Raw genomic sequence first — 15,160 nt, forward strand, 5'->3', positions numbered from 1 at the left:
TTCAGACCCCCAACTTCTCTGTAGTCGTCTCTATGCCTGCTGGCAGTTGCTTCCGGAGGGCTGCACGGGCGCGGTGCAGACGGACTTTCGCGGCGGATTCACTGCACTGCAGGACACCCGCCATCTCGGCCGTGCCCAGCCCATCCCAATAGGCCAGCTGCAGGATGTCCCGGTCCTGGACACGCAGGCGGGCCATCGCATCCTGTACCGCGACGTTCTCGGAGTCATCGCCGTAACGCTCCACCGCCGTCGTCCTAAGTTTTTCCTGCAGGGCATGCTGCCGGTCGCGGCTCCGGTAGGCATTGCCCACGAGGTTGCGGGCAACGGTCAGTAGGTAGGCGAGATCCGGGCGGACATCGTCGGACCACTTTTGCCAGATGACGCGGAAAACGTCGGCGGCGATCTCTTCGGCCATCTCCGCCGATTCCACGCGTCGGCGCACGAACCTGAAAACGGATGGATAGCTGTCTTTGTGAATGGCGATGAACGCCAATTCGCGCTCGGAAAGCACGATTTCCCCCTGAAAATGTTGAGCCCTGAACTGCAGGATACTTGTATAGTTTCCGGCTCAAGGCCATCGGTTACAGGGTGCGGCACATTCTCTTTGAGATGCACCACGATAGATTCGAAGCAGACCCCGGACAAGAGAGCGTGGAACAACAATGGTGCACTCAGGACCCTCCGCAGACTGGGCCCGCAAGCAGGTCGACCTCGGGCGCGTACCGGTTGCGGTGCTGGGGATTGCCTCCAGCCAAGGCATCGAGGACGTTGTGGCGTTCGGGGCCGACGGCGGCAGGCAAGCCACGTCCGATGACCACTTTGCGTTGTTCTCAGTGACCAAACCGATCAGCGCGTTGACCGTCATGCGGCAGGTCGAGCTGGGGAAACTGTCCCTGGGCGCTTCGCTGAGAGCGGCGCTGCCGGCCTTTGGCGCCGCCCGCACCGACACTGTGACCCTTGAACACCTGCTCAGCCACCGTTCGGGTATTACGGATCCAGCGCTCGACGGCGGCGCTCCCCTCAGCGAGGATCTCACCTCTGCGGGCCAGGCCTTCTACGCGGGATCGCTGGTCCAGTACTGCAACATAGCCTTCGAGGGTGCGGCGGCAATGGCCGAGTGGGCCGACGGGCGGCCGTTCGAGGAGCAGCTTTTGTCCCTTGCTGCTGACACTGGCGCTGGTTCTCTCACATTTGATTCAGCCTGCAACCCGCACACCGTCCACGGCACCGATGCGGCCGGCCTCGACGTTCAGGGCATGTATCGAAAGAGGCATCCCGGCGCAGGTCTCTTTGGCACGGCTACGGACCTCCTCAACCTGGGTTCGGAACTGTTGCGCGACTCCGGGAAAGCCGTCAAGCCGACAACATTGGCGGCCATGCGCCGGCCCCGCACCACCACGGTTTCCCACATCACCACCCGGCCCGCTCCCCTGCGCCACACAGGCTTGGGCTTTCAGCTGCCTGCCAACGAATCCGAATTGCTGGCAAAGGGGATCTATGGCCACCCCGGCTGGTCCGGCACTGAGTGGTGGATGTTCCCGGAACAGGACCGCTGCGTCGTCTTCCTGACGAACGTGCTGGACACTCCGGACCTCGGCGTGGACACGAACGAGCTCTTCAACGCGGTGGCGGCTTCCTAGCCCGACTAGGTCGCAATTGAGCGCGTTTTGAGGCTTCTAAACGCGCTCAACTGCGACTTAGATGGGTTGCGCTGACCGCACATGCCGACCACGCACCGCGGACACAGCCCAGACAAGCACGAACAAGCCCACCAGGATCAGGCCTGCGTCACCGAGGTCGATGCTGCCGAGCCATGTGGTGAGCGGGTCCTCGAGTTCAAACGCCGCATTCACGAACCCACCCAGCGTGATCACGGCGATGAAGAGCGCCGATACGGCTGAGATGCCGGTGATCACGGCGTTGAAACCGAGCTTGCGCCTCGGATTGTGGATGGCTGACTTATACATCTTCATCATGGCCACGCCGTTGATCGAATCGCACAGGGTCATGGCAGCGGTGAACGCGAGAGGGAGGGCCATCAAGGCGAGCGGCGACACGCCAGCGAGTGACGCCGTCGTCGTGATGACCAGCAGCCCGATGGTGGTGGCGGTGTCGAAGCCAAGCCCAAACAGGAAACCGATCACGTAAATGTTGCGCGGCCGCTCCACTTTGGACAGCGGCTTGGCCAGCAACCGGGCAACGAGGCCCTTCGCCTCCAGGTCCTCTTGCCGCACCTCGCCACCGGCCTGCACTTTCCGGTAGACCTGCGTGGCACGGACGAATGCGGAGCCGTTGAAGAGTCCCATCGCCAACAGGAACAGCCCGGAAACCCCACTGCCGATCAGGCCCAGCACTTTGTTACCCGTGGTGCCGTCCTCCATGAACTGCCCGATCACCGTGGCTCCCGCCACCACCAGCAAGCCCGCCAGGATCACCACGGAACTGTGGCCAAGGCTGAACGCAAACCCCACACTGACAGGATCCTTGCGCTGCGCTACGAATTTGCGGGTCGAATTGTCGATCGCGGCGATGTGGTCCCAGTCGTAACTGTGCTTGATGCCGGCCACATACGCGGTGACCACCAGCCCCAGCGCCAACGGCTGCGCCGCACCTGCCGTACCGGCAATCAAGAGCACGACGGCGGCAACGTGCAAAGCGGCGACGGCGCCGAACGTGAACAACAGCCTGGTCCGCAGGGACAACGTCTCCCGCTCCCGATACATGGTGGCGAACTCGGTCAGCGCAGTCATTAATACTTCCTCAGGTTCAAGGGTCCCTGCCCGTGCCAACGTTCCCGCAGAACGCCGGTGCAAGTACCCAGCAGTTTGTTGAGTTCCTCAGTGCTGTTCGACAACGATCGCAGCACAAGCCCCGCGGTCCCGGCAATAGCCGCCGTCAAAGAAACACCCGTGTAGGCGTCAAAATCCCGGGTTATCGCGTGCAGCTCGTCAGCAAGCCCCTGATCCACCCGTGGATCCACCACCACCAACGACCCCAAATGGCTGAAGCCCTCCATGAACCCCATCCCGGTCACGTCGTTGACAGGTGGGATAACGAGCAGGTTGTCGAGAGCCAACAACTTAGGTCCGTTCCCACTGTCGATCCAGATCTCATTCCGCAGCCGTACCTCTTCGTATTTGAAGGCTGCGCCGTCCGGCGACCACCCCGGCGTGATGACCTCGGCCATGACAAGGCTCGACGTCGGGTGGAGACTGATGTGCGAATTCTGCCGATAGCTCGCTTCCCGGTACGCAATCAACTGGTCAGGCATCAGCTCCAACCGCGAGCCCTCCCCCAGCCGGACACTCATCCGCTGCTCGGCAAACGACCCCGGAGTCCGATAAATCTTGGTAGCCGACTGAGTCGTCAACAACAGCTCCGCCCCCGCCTCAACCTCCACATCAATGAGGAACAGATCGGCCCCCAAATACGCCCCGCCCGGATTGACCATGACGAAACAAACCTGCCCGCTCTCATCCAAGTAATGCGGCCGCAACACCCTCAAGGCACCCTCATGAAATTGCCTGGAAGCAACGGACCTCCCACCCCGCACACTGACGCCCAACTCCAACCGCCCCCGCACCGGGCGCTCCAAGGAAGCCAACCCAGCGTGGGGCGCCCCGTTCCCCCAAGCACCGGAATCAACGTGTGGGACCACAACGTGCGTGCTCATAGGCCGCCCACGCAAGGAGATGCGATGGCCGCAGCGGCTCCGAATTTCAGGGGAGGCGTGGCTGGCATCGCGGCGTGCCAACTGCCGCGAGGTGACTCGACCGCAGAGGCTGCGGAGCCGGGGGTAAGGGGCCGCGGCGTGGTGGGCCTCGTGGGGGGCCCACTGCCGCGAGGGCCCCGACTCGAGCTTGCGAGAGTTGGGAGCGGCTGGGGACGGGCACGGCCCCTTATCCCCGGCGAAGCCGCCGGGCTTCCGCTCACAGACGCGTCGCTAACAGCCGCGTTCATGATGCCAAGTCGAGCATCAGGACGTCGCGCCGGATCCAGTTGAGGACGGCGTCCAACCCGTCGTCAGTCTTCAGATTCGTGAAGCAGAAGGGCTTGTTGCCGCGGAATTCCTTGGAGTCCCGCTCCATGATGGCCAGGTCCGCTCCGACGTGGGGCGCCAGGTCGGTTTTGTTGATGATGAAGAGGTCGGATTTGATCATCCCTTGGCCCGCCTTGCGGGGGATCTTCTCGCCCTGGGCGACGTCGATGATGTAGATGGAGAAGTCGACGAGTTCGGGGCTGAAAGTGGCGGAGAGGTTGTCGCCGCCGGATTCGACGAAGATGACCTGCAGGTCGGGGTGACGCGTCTTGAGTTCTTCGATGGCCGCGGTGTTCATGGAGGTGTCTTCGCGGATGGCGGTGTGGGGGCAGCCGCCGGTTTCGACGCCGATGATGCGATCTTCTGGGAGGATGCCGTTGGCGGCCAGGATTTTGGCGTCTTCGATGGTGTAGATGTCGTTGGTGATGGCGGCCATGGAGATCTCGCCGCTCATGTGCCGGGTGATGCGTTCCACGAGCTGGGTTTTGCCGGCTCCGACGGGTCCGCCGACGCCGATCTTGATGGGTTCTGGCATGTTTTCTGTCCTTTACAGTAGCTAGCTCATGAACATGCGGGCGCGTTGCCGTTCGTGCCGCATTTGTGAAATTTCGAGACCGGGGCTGACGGCCCCAAAGTCGTCCCAGCACAGCTGTGCTACATCGTCGACGGCGGTAGCAACGGCGTCGTGCGCTTGGCGAAGTACGCGCTGCCCTGCGTTCTGCCCCAACGGGATGGCGCGCACGGCGTTCTGGGTCAGGGAAGTCACTGTGGCAAACAAATAGGCGGAAAGCGCCGGTACAACGGGAACCCCCAAAGACCGCGCGATCACCCCAAACGCCAGGGGCTGATGCCCCCCAGCTAACCCCTCGCGAACCAGTTCCTGATAGTCGGCCAACTCCCCCGACGGGAACACTTCCCCGCCAATCTCCAGCAGCCGCCCACCCATTTTGAGCGAAGCCTCCCGCACTTCCCGAGCCAATAACTGCGCGGAAAGAACAGAATCCAACAAGCCAACATCCACCCCCTCATAAAGGAAGCGCATAGCCAACCCATCGGAATAAGTCAGCTGCTGCCCCACAAAAGCGGAAAGCCAAACCCCAAACGACCTCTCATCACAAACAAGCTCACGCTCGATGTACGTCTCAAACCCCAAAGAATGAGCAAACGCCCCCGTAGGCAACGCAGAGTCGGTCAACTGCTGAAGAGCCAGCTGATATGTCGCACTCACAGCCAACCGCCGGAGGTGAGGACGGCGCGCTTGAGCGGAGCTGGGAAGGGGGCCGCGGCGTGGCGGGCATCGCGAAGCGGGCACGGCCCCCTTCCCAGCGGAGCGCAAGCGTGCGCACCCAACCTGACGCGGCGCACAGCTTTAGTGCGAATGCTCAGCATGGCGGAAGGGCACCGGCATGACCCGCTCTTGCCTGTCGTAGGGGACGCCGACGCTCTTCAGATAGTCCTCGACTGTGTGGTCATACTGACAAACCATGACTTCGGCTCCGTACTCGGACGCAGCGTCGAAGAATTGCGCCTGCAGATGCCGGTTGCCAAGCGAATGCGCTACGACCCCCATTTCGTGGATGCTTCGCGGCCCTATGACCAGGACATCGGTGGGCAGCACGGAGATGACGATGACGTTGCTGTCGCTGATGGCGAGGATGTCGCCGTCGCGGAGGTCGCCGGTTCCGGTGGGGAGGCGGATGCCGAGTTCTTTGCCGTGGTCGGTGGTGACGCGTTGGATGCGTTTGACCAGCAGGGCGCTGGGTAGCACCACTTTTTCTTTGTGGTGGCCGGCGTAGGAGCTGGGTTGTTCGTGCAGGTTGCCCAGGATTTTTTCGATGATCATGAGGCTCCTAGAAGAGGAAATAGCGCTGCGCCATGGGCAGCACGTCGGAAGGTTCGGAGGTGACTTCGACGCCGTCGACTGTCACTTTGTACGTTTCGGGGTCGACGGCGATGTCCGGGGTTTCGCCGTTGTATTTGAGGTCCGCTTTGGTGAGGTTGCGGATGCCGCTGACGGGTTTGATGATGCGTTCGAGCCCTAGCTCGGCGGGCACTCCGGCGTCGATGGCGGCCTTGGACAGGAAGGTAATGGACGTCTGTTGGAGGGCTTTGCCGTACGTGGCGAACATGGGGCGCATGGTGCGGGGTTGGGGCGTGGGGATGGAGGCGTTGGCGTCGCCCATGAGTGCGTAGGCTATCTGGCCGCCTTTGATGACGAGCTCGGGTTTCACCCCGAAGAAGGCCGGATCCCAGAGGACGAGGTCGGCGAATTTGCCTTCTTCCACGGAGCCGATGACGTCTGCCATGCCTTGGGCGATGGCCGCGTTGATGGTGTATTTGGCCACGTAGCGTTTGAGCCGGAAGTTGTCGGATTCGGCGGATCCATGGACTGTCCCGGACGGGTCCTTCAGCACGCCTCGCTGGCGTTTCATGGCGTCGGCTACCTGCCAGGTCCTTGTCACTACTTCACCGACACGCCCCATGGCTTGGGAGTCGGAGGAGGTGATCGCGAAGATTCCGAGGTCGTGCAGGACGTCTTCGGCGGCGATTGTTTCGGCACGGATGCGGGAGTCGGCAAAGGCCACGTCTTCGGGGATGTCCGGGTTGAGGTGGTGGCAGACCATGAGCATGTCCAGGTGCTCTTCGATGGTGTTCCGTGTGTACGGCAGCGTGGGGTTGGTGGAGGCGGGGAGCACGTTCGGCAGCCCGGCGATCTTGATGATGTCCGGAGCGTGCCCACCGCCTGCGCCTTCGGTGTGGAAGGTGTGGATGACGCGGCCATCGATGGCACGGATGGTGTCTTCGACGAATCCGCACTCGTTCAGGGTGTCGGTATGAATCGCGACTTGGACGTCGTATTCGTCGGCAACCCGCAAGGACATGTCGATGGACGAGGTTGTTGAACCCCAGTCCTCATGGACTTTGAGCCCGACAGCACCGGCACGGATCTGCTCAGCGAGAGGCTCGACGGCGGACGCGTGGCCCTTGCCGAACAGGCCGATGTTGACCGGGAGCCCTTCGGCGGCCTGGAGCATCCGCGAGATGTGCCAGGCGCCGGGAGTGATGGTGGTGGCTTTGGTTCCTTCGGCCGGACCGGTGCCGCCGCCAACCATCGTGGTGATGCCATTGCAGAGCGCCGCGGGGACCTGTTCGGGGGAGATGAAGTGGATGTGGGTGTCGATGCCGCCGGCTGTGAGGATTTTCCGCTCGCCGGCGATGATTTCTGTGCCGGCGCCGATCACGATGTCCACGCCGTCAGCAATCTGGGGGTTTCCGGCCTTGCCGATCTTGAAAATATGCCCGTCCTTGAGGGCAACGTCGGCTTTGTAGATGCCGCTGTAGTCCAGGACGATCACGTTGGTGATCACAGTGTCCGGAATGTTTTCCGAGCGGGTGAGTTGGCCGTTCTGGCCCATGCCGTCGCGGATGACTTTGCCGCCGCCGAACACCACTTCCTCGCCATAAACCGTCAAGTCCTTCTCGATTTCGAGGAACAGCTCTGTGTCGGCCAAGCGGATGGCGTCGCCGGTTGTCGGGCCGTACAGTTCGGCGTACTGCCTGCGGGGAATCTCGAAGCTCACTGGTGGTCCCTCTCTGCTGCGACGCCCGGGCGGGGTTCCCCGGCTAGGCCAGTGCCGCCGTCGAGCTTTCCGTTAACGGCATTGCTGAGGCCGAACACTTCACGCGCCCCAGCAATCTCGATCAACTGGATGGTCTTCCGGTCACCGGGTTCAAAACGGGCGGCGGTTCCGGCCGGGATATCCAAACGGCGGCCGTAGGCGGCTTCGCGGTCAAATTCCAGGGCGCGGTTGGCCTCGGCAAAGTGGTAGTGCGAGCCGATCTGCACGGGACGGTCGCCGCGGTTCACAACCTCGACGGCGATCGCCTCACGGCCGCCGTTGCACGCGATGGAACCGGGCTGGAGCCTGTATTCACCGGGGATCATGGGGCTCCTATCGGATGGGGTTGTGGACGGTGACGAGCTTGGTGCCGTCAGGGAAGGTGGCTTCGATCTGGACGTCGTGGATCATCTCCGGCACGCCCTCCATCACGTCTTCGCGCCGGAGCACGGTGGTCCCGTAGCTCATCAGTTGGGCGACCGTCCGGCCGTCGCGTGCGCCTTCGATGAGCTCATAGCTGATGATGGCCACGGCTTCGGGGTAGTTCAACTTCAGCCCGCGCCCTTGGCGGCGCCGAGCGAGGTCGGCAGCCACCACGATCATGAGTTTCTCCTGCTCGCGGGGCAAAAGATGCATCGATTCTCCTTGTACGTGGGCACGTCCGTGACAGATGTGACCAGCGTAGGGAGCGGAAGTTTCGGCTACGTTTCCAAACCGTCTCAACCGGGGGTCGAATATCCCCGAATTGACCTCAACTTAAGTTGAGGTCCTAGCATCGTTCAGGTGCGCGCCCGCAAGCGGCACTGTCCCGAACCAGTCCCACGAAGGTGTATGAATGACCCACCACAGCCCCCTGCCATCCGAGCCAATCGGCGAGCTCTTCAAGGCGGCGTTTCGCTCTCATCCGGCAGGAGTTGCCATCATCACGGCGGCCGGGCCAGACGGAGCAGTAGGTCTCACGGCATCCTCGGTGGCATCGGTCGCGGTGGATCCGCCAACGCTCGCGTTCTCCGTGACCGGCGGCCGGTCAGCGTCCCACATCGCCGCCGCGCATACAGTCGTGGTGCATCTGGTGCGCGCGGACCAGGTGGAACTCGTCCGTGCATTTGCCAACCCCGCGGCCCCACGGTTCACCGGTGACATGGACTGGGAACTGCTGCCCACAGGCGAGCCCCTGCTCAGGGAGGCTCCGTGGGCGCTTCGGTGCGAAATCGTCCATCGGGCACCGCTGGGTGGCTCTGTCCTGCTGGCCGCAACGGTGCTGGACATCCGGTCCAATTCGTCCAGCTCAGCTCCGCTGGTTTATCACAACCGCGAGTTCCACACGGTGTTTGAGAGCGTTCCGGCGTTGGGCTAGTTGTTCCGGCCGCGGGCTGCCACGGTCCACTGCTCCACCACGGCGCCATCGCGGACCACAGTGACCTCATCCACCAGGTTCATGGTCAGGCACACATGATTCGGGATCACCCGGAGCCGGGTGCCCAGCGGCGGCAGCTCCGACGAGTCCGGCCAAACAACCGTGGCATGGTGCTCGGACAACGCGGTGACCCTGGCTTCGGGGTATTCGGGGAGCCGTGCGTATCCCGTTGCCCAATCCGGCCGGTCGCTGCCCAGGATCTTGCTGCCTGAGTCCACCACAACGCGGCGAACGTTGCCACCTGCAGCTTCGTGCCTGCTGACCACGGTGGCCGCGACGGTCAACGCGATGTCGTCCCACGTGCACCGTTCAAGTTCCAGTTGCTGGGCGTCGCCGAACACGTACACCCCTGGACGGAGCTCCGTGGCCACCGTTTCGCTGTCAATCAGGGCTGTAGGAGTGGAACCTCCGCTGATGGTGGTCACTTCGAAGCCCGCCGAGGCCAGCGCCGTGGCCGCCAGACCGAGCGACTCATTTTCGTTGCTTGCCGCACCCGTGGGCATGCCGGGTTTGTAGCTGTGGCCGGGGAACGTGAAAACGCCGGACACCATCAACCCGGCGGCAGCCGCTGCCTGAGCGACCTCCACCACTTCGTCCGGCAGAACGCCGCTTCGGTGATGCCCGCTGTCGACTTCGATCAGAACCTCAATGCTCCCGGCATCCGCGCCGAGCTGGCGGCCCATCGCCGTCGCACTTTCAGCAGAATCCACGCCCACAGCTATGCGGCTCTTTGCCACCAAGGCCCGCAGGCGGTCAGCGTGGTGGGCTTCCACCCACAGCGGGTAGGCGATGAAGATGTCCTTCACTCCGTCCGCCGCGAAGACCTCGGCTTCGCCGATGGTGGCAACGGTGATCCCCACAGCACCGGCCGACAGCTGCTTCCGGGCGATCTCCAACGTTTTGTGCGTCTTCACGTGCGGACGAAGCTTAAGTCCCCTGCTGAGCATGCTTGCTGCCATGCGTTCGATGTTCCGGTCCAGGACCTCGACGTCGATCAGGACGGCAGGGGTAACAACTTCAGAGGGGATCACGTTCATTCCTCAAACCCTAATGGCCTGAACGCTATCGGCCTACGGCGCCGACTGCCTGACCCGCACCTCAAACGCCGCCTCCGGCTGCTGCACTTGAGGCGAGGCGTCCATGCTTTCAATCCTGTTGATCAGAAGTTCGACGGCGCGCTCCGCAATTTCCGCACGTCCCGGCGCCACGGTGGTCAGCGACGGCGACGCGAACCGCGCCTCATCGATGTCGTCAAAACCGGCAACGGCGATCTCCTCGGGGACCTTCTTGCCACGGACCAGGAGTTCGTGAAGCGCGCCCAAAGCGAGAGCGTCGTTGAGTCCGAAAACGGCATCAAATTCCACACCACTATCCAGCAGCCTCGCGGTGGCATCAGCACCGCCGTCGCGCCGCCAATCGCACCCAACCACCAAGGCCGGATCGTAGGCCACGCCGGCGTCAGCGAGCGCAGCCCTGTATCCCTCAAGGCGCAGGCCGTTACTGCCGGTGGTGTCGCCGTCGTGCGCGCCCAAAACAGCTATACGACGGCGGCCGCCCGCCAGCAGGTGCGTGGTGACCGCGGCGGCGGCCCGGTGGTTCTGAATGAGGACCATATCCAGCCGCGGGTCCTGAACGAATTCGCCGAGCAGGACCAGCGGCTTCTTGCCCGCGGCGTCGATTATCTGTTCAGCGTCCAAGGCGAGAGGTATGAAAAGAAGACCATCCGTGAGCGTGCGGAACTGGCCTTGGAGCGCCGCCTTTTCGTGGTACGGCTCGTTTCCTGACTGTTCTACCAGGACGCGGTAGCCCCGGGCCCACGCCGCTTTCATGATGTCCGACGCCAACTCGGCGTAGTACGGAATGGATAGGTCTGCCAGGACCAGGCCGAGCATGCTGGTCTTGCCCGAGCGGAGGCTGCGGGCCGTCAGGTTGGTTTCGTAGCCGAGCTCATCGATGGCATCCAGGACGCGCTGTTTGGTGGTGGGCCGGATGAACTCGTAGTTGTTGATCACGTTGGAGACCGTCTTCAACGAGACACCGGCGACCCGTGCGACGTCGTTCATGGTGACGGCCATCAATATGCTCCTTCTGTCCTGTTGGCATACATCGTTGCAGATCAGGCCGACATGGAGTCAGTCGATGACTGCGGCGACAGCCTCGATCTCCACCAACTGATGGTTGTAGCCGAGGACGGTGACGCCCATGAGGGTGCTCGGTACGTCGTGGTCGCCGAATGCAGCGCGCACTACGTCCCAGGCCGCGACCAGGTCCGCCTGCTGCGTCGATGCGACAAGGACGCGGGTGGAAACCACGTCCCCGATTCCCGCTCCGGCTGCTTCCAAGGCCAACACCATGTTTTCGACCGACTTTTCCGCTTGGGCTTTGTAGTCCCCAATACCTGTTGTGGTTCCGTCCTCGTTCAGCGGGCATGACCCTGCCAGGAAGATCAACCGGGCTTCGGCGGGCGCAGTGGCTGCATAGGCGTACTGGGCTGCCGAACTGAGTTGTTCAGAGCGAATGAGGGTCACAGCGCTGGGCATTGGAGGTCCTTGGATTAGATGTGAACGGCTGGCCACATTCCATCACGGCGTCGCTTCCCTGCAGCCGTCACACGCCGCTCATCCCCATGCAACGCGCCCGCAACATACATGCGCAAAGCTGAAGTCAATTGGCGCACAGCTGAAGGCAATCGGACAGCGAAGCGAGCTGAGGGGAGCAGACATGAGCATTACAAACAGGGATCTTTTCCAGGCGCTGAAGACGCAGGCCAGCCTGGCGCAGGCGTTCGGCACCATGCCGGGCAGCAAGGAAGAGCCGCACCCGCTAAGCCCAGGCGAATACGTAGAGGCCTGGCACAACGGCCGCCTTTATCACCGAGGCACCGTGGTCAAAACCGTCTCGGGGACCGACCTTTTCTGGCTCACAGACGATACCGGGAGTCGCAGGCTGCTGGACATGGAATCCATGGACATCGTGACAGTTGACGAGCCGGCTCCGGCACCCGGAACACTGGCCCCGGAGCCAACTCTGTCGGCCACTGTCACACCAATTTCTGCGTACCCCATGTTCCACGACGGTACTCAGCAGATCGCCTAGTCTTCAAGCGACAACCGGATCATGGTCCAGCTCACGGCAGGGAGCCCGGCGGTGAGGCGACCGCCGTCGAGCTTCACGCTGACGTTCTCGGACGGCAGGACCGACGTCGAATCGTCTGCCGTCGCCTGCCAGTACGGGTCCTTGTTGGAGTAGGTGACGGACTCAATGACTTTGCTTGCGTTGAGGCTTCCGACGGCGGCATCCAGCGTCAGCGCGTCCGTCGCCGAGCGGTTCACGGCGAACACCACGGCCTCATTGGCTTCTGCGTTATAGGTCGCCACAGCTGACAGCGCGCTGAACCCAGACGTCTTTTCGCTGTCCAGTTGCGGAGACTCGACGGCGAGGTTGAGCACGGTGCCGGAGGCGTGCTGCGAGGTGAGCGCGAACGGGTGGAACGTGGTCTGCTTCCACGCACGTCCGCCAGGCTCGGTCATGATGGGGGCGATCACGTTGACCAGTTGCGCGAGGCTCGCTGAATGGACGCGGTCCGTGTTGCGCAGCAGCGTGATGAGCAGATCGCCCACCACCACAGCGTCGGCAACCGTGTAGCGGTCTTCGAGCAGCACCGGCGCGACCGGCCAGTCGTCACCCGTGGGCGCCTTGGACTCATCACGGGACATGTGCCAAACGTTCCACTCATCGAATGAGATATTGACCTGCTTTTCGGACTTGTTGGCCGACTTCACGTGATCGATGTGGGACACCAGGTCCTTGATGAAGGCCTCCATCCGGTGCCCTGCCGACAGGTGCTCCTGGAGGTCCCCGAAGTCCTCGAAGTACTGGTGGGCCGAGATCAGGTCCACCAACTCAAATGTCTCGTTGAGGACCACGCGTTCCCACTCACCGAACGTGGGCATGGTGGGTGCCGAGCTTCCGCAGGCCACGAGTTCCAGGTCCGGGTTGATCATCCGCATGGCCCTTGCCGTTTCGGCAGCGACCCTCGCGTACTCACCCGCCTTCTTGTGTCCGATCTGCCAGAAGCCGTCCATCTCGTTTCCGAGGCACCACATGGTGATGTTGTGAGGCTCGACGGCGCCATTCGCCTTGCGCTGTTCAGACAGGGCCGTTCCACCTTGGATGTTGGAGTACTCCAGCAGGTCCAGGGCTTCCTGCGTGCCCCTGGTGCCCAGGTTCACGGCCATCATGGGGTCGACGCCGGCCTTCACCGACCACTTGGCGAACTCGTCCACGCCTACCAGGTTCGGGTCAGTGGAGTGCCAGGCGAGGTCGAGGCGGGTGGGACGGTCTTCCTTTGGTCCAACGCCGTCTTCCCAGCGATAGCCCGAGACGAAGTTCCCGCCCGGATACCTGACCGTGGAGACACCCAACTCCTTGGTGAGATCCAGAACGTCGGTGCGGAAACCGTCGTCGTCGGCTTTCGGGTGTTCGGGTTCGAAGATGCCCGTGTACACGCAGCGGCCCAAGTGCTCTACGAAAGCGCCGAACGTCTTCCTCCTGACTGGGCCTACGACGAATGCGGGGTCGATGGTGATTTTGGCCGTGGGCTCTTCTTGGTTTCCCAAAGGTTGGGTCCTTGTCTGCTCGTTCTGCTTGGCGATTTACAACGTTATAGAAACCATGCTGACTGGCTGCGGGGTACGAGTCAAGAGATTTCTTCCGCTGTCTTCGCCCAGGCCCACGCTTGTTCGCTGACTTCGACTTTGTTCGGCGGGAGATTCCAACCGGCCAGCGTTCCGTGGGCCTTTAGGCTGGTTCCATGGCATCCGAAGTAGTGAGCGCGGCCTACTCTGCGCGCTCCGAGGAATACACCTCACTGTTCGGGTCAATGGAGAGCACGCATGCGGCCGATCGGGAGCTCGTCCGCTCGTGGGCCCAAGGGTTGCACGGCCGCGTCATCGACGCCGGCTGCGGACCCGGGCAATGGGCCAACTTCCTGCATTCTCTCGGCATCGAGGTTGAGGGCGTGGACCTGGTGTCGGAGTTCGTGGCAACGGCCCAGCAGCGCCACCCGGAGGTCCCCTTCAGAGTCGAATCACTGGAGCGGCTTCAGACTCCGGACCAATCATTGGCGGGGATCCTCGCCTGGTACTCGGTGATTCACACTCCCCCTGACGACATCGGTGCCGTCTTGAGTGAGTTCGTCCGGTGCATTGAGCCCGGCGGAAGCCTCCTACTTGGCTTCTTCGAGGGCAAAGCCGTTGAGGCGTTCCCGCACGCCGTGACTCCCGCCTACTTTTGGCCTGTGGGGGAAATGGCCGCCCGGCTCCTGAATGCCGGCCTCACAGTGGTCAGCACGCACTCACGTACCGACCCCGGATCCCGGCCCCACGCCGCCATTGTCGCCCGCCGGAAGGAGCCCTGACGGCCGAATACCCACGCTTCGAGTACCCAACTTACTTCACCGGCTTGTAGTCCCATAGCTCCAGCCCATCCCATTCAGAAGGAAACCCCATGTCCTTTTCCGGAGAGAAATCCGGAACTATCGGAAATTTGAGCTTAATCTTGGTGCGCAGCGCGCGGGGCCAGTTCGTTTGCGGGTCGATATGCGGAGTGAGGTAGGCCAAGATGGCCAAGCTGGGATATAGCTTCTTGGTTGGTTCAGCGTTGCCTCAGGACGGAGACAGAGATTCGATGGCGGGGATTCGGGCCGGGCTTCAGAAGGCAGGGAAACAAAAACAGGCCGGAGACTCAAAGTCTCCGGCCTGTCTTGGAGGGTGGGCCCTGTGGGGATCGAACCCACGACCCACGGATTAAAAGTCCGATGCTCTACCAACTGAGCTAAAGGCCCCTCCAGCTGTAGAAACAGCCATGAATACTGTACCCCAAGGTCAAGGTCAGCAAGGAACTCAAGGCGGCGCGCGCCGTCGTCACCTACTTTGGCGGAAAGTTGGACGACGACGCGCGGCAGCAGCGGCGTGTCAGGCCTAGGACGGCGGCAAAGTAGGTGGCGAAGGTCCGCCAGCAGCAACAGCGCACCCCCGGCAACCGTTACTCGACCCCACCAGAGCACAGGAGTACGGTGAACTC

Annotated in this window: 17 protein-coding genes and 1 tRNA gene; 4 read left to right on the plus strand and 14 right to left on the minus strand. The window is 62.6% G+C overall.

Going from position 1 to position 15,160, the window contains the following annotated elements:
* Position 1: 1 nt before the first annotated feature.
* Positions 2-511, minus strand: a complete 510-nt coding sequence (locus GVL04_RS11780) for an RNA polymerase sigma factor (RefSeq protein ID WP_159704353.1) — start codon at positions 509-511, stop codon at positions 2-4.
* A gap of 151 nt (positions 512-662) precedes the next feature.
* Here GVL04_RS11780 and GVL04_RS11785 point away from each other — a divergent pair, with 151 nt between their 5' ends.
* The gene (locus GVL04_RS11785) at positions 663-1,640 is read left to right on the plus strand and encodes a serine hydrolase (protein ID WP_159704356.1); all 978 of its coding nucleotides are present in this window, start codon (positions 663-665) and stop codon (positions 1,638-1,640) included.
* A 57-nt stretch (positions 1,641-1,697) separates the two neighbouring features.
* On the opposite strand, the gene GVL04_RS11790 is transcribed toward GVL04_RS11785, so the two are convergent.
* The 8 genes from GVL04_RS11790 to GVL04_RS11825 form a co-directional block, all read right to left on the minus strand.
* On the minus strand, positions 1,698-2,750 hold the full coding sequence (locus GVL04_RS11790) for a HoxN/HupN/NixA family nickel/cobalt transporter (RefSeq protein WP_159704359.1): 1,053 nt from the start codon (positions 2,748-2,750) through the stop codon (positions 1,698-1,700).
* Positions 2,750-3,604 carry an urease accessory protein UreD gene (locus tag GVL04_RS11795; protein ID WP_327785617.1) on the minus strand — a complete coding sequence of 285 codons (855 nt, stop codon included), beginning with the start codon at positions 3,602-3,604 and terminating at the stop codon, positions 2,750-2,752. The genes GVL04_RS11790 and GVL04_RS11795 overlap by 1 nt, the downstream gene beginning before the upstream one ends.
* A gap of 352 nt (positions 3,605-3,956) precedes the next feature.
* On the minus strand, positions 3,957-4,574 hold the full coding sequence (gene ureG, locus GVL04_RS11800) for an urease accessory protein UreG (RefSeq protein ID WP_159704365.1): 618 nt from the start codon (positions 4,572-4,574) through the stop codon (positions 3,957-3,959).
* A gap of 21 nt (positions 4,575-4,595) precedes the next feature.
* Complete coding sequence (locus GVL04_RS11805) at positions 4,596-5,267, minus strand: urease accessory protein UreF (protein WP_159704561.1); 672 nt, start codon at positions 5,265-5,267, stop codon at positions 4,596-4,598.
* Between the two features lie 141 nt (positions 5,268-5,408).
* Positions 5,409-5,882, minus strand: a complete 474-nt coding sequence (ureE, locus tag GVL04_RS11810; RefSeq protein ID WP_159704368.1) for an urease accessory protein UreE — start codon at positions 5,880-5,882, stop codon at positions 5,409-5,411.
* A gap of 7 nt (positions 5,883-5,889) precedes the next feature.
* Positions 5,890-7,620 (minus strand): urease subunit alpha, encoded by a 1,731-nt coding sequence (gene ureC, locus GVL04_RS11815; protein ID WP_159704371.1) that lies wholly within the window; start codon positions 7,618-7,620, stop codon positions 5,890-5,892.
* Entirely contained in the window at positions 7,617-7,985 is a 369-nt protein-coding gene (locus GVL04_RS11820) for an urease subunit beta (protein WP_159704390.1), read from the minus strand. The genes ureC and GVL04_RS11820 overlap by 4 nt, the downstream gene beginning before the upstream one ends.
* Positions 7,986-7,992: 7 nt before the next feature.
* Positions 7,993-8,295: an urease subunit gamma gene (locus tag GVL04_RS11825; RefSeq protein WP_091464608.1), complete on the minus strand. Its 303-nt coding sequence runs from the start codon at positions 8,293-8,295 to the stop codon at positions 7,993-7,995.
* A 199-nt stretch (positions 8,296-8,494) separates the two neighbouring features.
* On the opposite strand from GVL04_RS11825, the gene GVL04_RS11830 reads away from it, so the two are divergent.
* On the plus strand, positions 8,495-9,016 hold the full coding sequence (locus GVL04_RS11830) for a flavin reductase family protein (RefSeq protein ID WP_159704393.1): 522 nt from the start codon (positions 8,495-8,497) through the stop codon (positions 9,014-9,016).
* Here the strand turns inward: GVL04_RS11830 and GVL04_RS11835 are convergent.
* From GVL04_RS11835 to GVL04_RS11845, 3 genes are read right to left on the minus strand one after another with little or no spacing between them, the layout of a single operon-like run.
* Positions 9,013-10,113 (minus strand): D-TA family PLP-dependent enzyme, encoded by a 1,101-nt coding sequence (locus GVL04_RS11835; RefSeq protein ID WP_159704396.1) that lies wholly within the window; start codon positions 10,111-10,113, stop codon positions 9,013-9,015. The genes GVL04_RS11830 and GVL04_RS11835 overlap by 4 nt on opposite strands.
* Before the next feature lie 33 nt (positions 10,114-10,146).
* The gene (locus GVL04_RS11840; protein WP_159704399.1) at positions 10,147-11,151 is read right to left on the minus strand and encodes a LacI family DNA-binding transcriptional regulator; all 1,005 of its coding nucleotides are present in this window, start codon (positions 11,149-11,151) and stop codon (positions 10,147-10,149) included.
* Positions 11,152-11,208: 57 nt separating this feature from the next.
* Positions 11,209-11,616 (minus strand): RidA family protein, encoded by a 408-nt coding sequence (locus tag GVL04_RS11845; RefSeq protein ID WP_159704402.1) that lies wholly within the window; start codon positions 11,614-11,616, stop codon positions 11,209-11,211.
* Between the two features lie 181 nt (positions 11,617-11,797).
* Between GVL04_RS11845 and GVL04_RS11850 the strand changes: the two genes are divergently transcribed.
* On the plus strand, positions 11,798-12,172 hold the full coding sequence (locus GVL04_RS11850; protein ID WP_159704405.1) for a hypothetical protein: 375 nt from the start codon (positions 11,798-11,800) through the stop codon (positions 12,170-12,172).
* Here GVL04_RS11850 and GVL04_RS11855 read toward each other — a convergent pair.
* Entirely contained in the window at positions 12,169-13,695 is a 1,527-nt protein-coding gene (locus GVL04_RS11855) for an alpha-N-arabinofuranosidase (RefSeq protein ID WP_159704408.1), read from the minus strand. The two genes, GVL04_RS11850 and GVL04_RS11855, sit on opposite strands and share 4 nt — an antisense overlap.
* A gap of 194 nt (positions 13,696-13,889) precedes the next feature.
* Here GVL04_RS11855 and GVL04_RS11860 point away from each other — a divergent pair, with 194 nt between their 5' ends.
* The gene (locus GVL04_RS11860; RefSeq protein WP_159704411.1) at positions 13,890-14,495 is read left to right on the plus strand and encodes a bifunctional 2-polyprenyl-6-hydroxyphenol methylase/3-demethylubiquinol 3-O-methyltransferase UbiG; all 606 of its coding nucleotides are present in this window, start codon (positions 13,890-13,892) and stop codon (positions 14,493-14,495) included.
* Between the two features lie 353 nt (positions 14,496-14,848).
* On the opposite strand, the gene GVL04_RS11865 is transcribed toward GVL04_RS11860, so the two are convergent.
* A tRNA-Lys gene (locus tag GVL04_RS11865) sits at positions 14,849-14,921 on the minus strand.
* Between the last annotated feature and the right edge of the window lie 239 nt (positions 14,922-15,160).

This window comes from Arthrobacter sp. 18067, assembly GCF_902706295.1.
Lineage (GTDB): Bacteria > Actinomycetota > Actinomycetes > Actinomycetales > Micrococcaceae > Arthrobacter.

Coding starts and splice junctions, on each gene's coding strand:
- GVL04_RS11825 (WP_091464608.1), bottom strand. CDS start 8,295: ATGCATCTTTTGCCCCGCGAGCAGGAGAAACTCATGATCGTGGTGGCT.
- GVL04_RS11845 (WP_159704402.1), bottom strand. CDS start 11,616: ATGCCCAGCGCTGTGACCCTCATTCGCTCTGAACAACTCAGTTCGGCA.
- GVL04_RS11790 (WP_159704359.1), bottom strand. CDS start 2,750: ATGACTGCGCTGACCGAGTTCGCCACCATGTATCGGGAGCGGGAGACG.
- ureG (WP_159704365.1), bottom strand. CDS start 4,574: ATGCCAGAACCCATCAAGATCGGCGTCGGCGGACCCGTCGGAGCCGGC.
- GVL04_RS11830 (WP_159704393.1), top strand. CDS start 8,495: ATGACCCACCACAGCCCCCTGCCATCCGAGCCAATCGGCGAGCTCTTC.
- GVL04_RS11850 (WP_159704405.1), top strand. CDS start 11,798: ATGAGCATTACAAACAGGGATCTTTTCCAGGCGCTGAAGACGCAGGCC.
- ureE (WP_159704368.1), bottom strand. CDS start 5,882: ATGATCATCGAAAAAATCCTGGGCAACCTGCACGAACAACCCAGCTCC.
- GVL04_RS11820 (WP_159704390.1), bottom strand. CDS start 7,985: ATGATCCCCGGTGAATACAGGCTCCAGCCCGGTTCCATCGCGTGCAAC.
- GVL04_RS11835 (WP_159704396.1), bottom strand. CDS start 10,113: ATGAACGTGATCCCCTCTGAAGTTGTTACCCCTGCCGTCCTGATCGAC.
- GVL04_RS11860 (WP_159704411.1), top strand. CDS start 13,890: ATGGCATCCGAAGTAGTGAGCGCGGCCTACTCTGCGCGCTCCGAGGAA.
- GVL04_RS11785 (WP_159704356.1), top strand. CDS start 663: ATGGTGCACTCAGGACCCTCCGCAGACTGGGCCCGCAAGCAGGTCGAC.
- GVL04_RS11840 (WP_159704399.1), bottom strand. CDS start 11,151: ATGGCCGTCACCATGAACGACGTCGCACGGGTCGCCGGTGTCTCGTTG.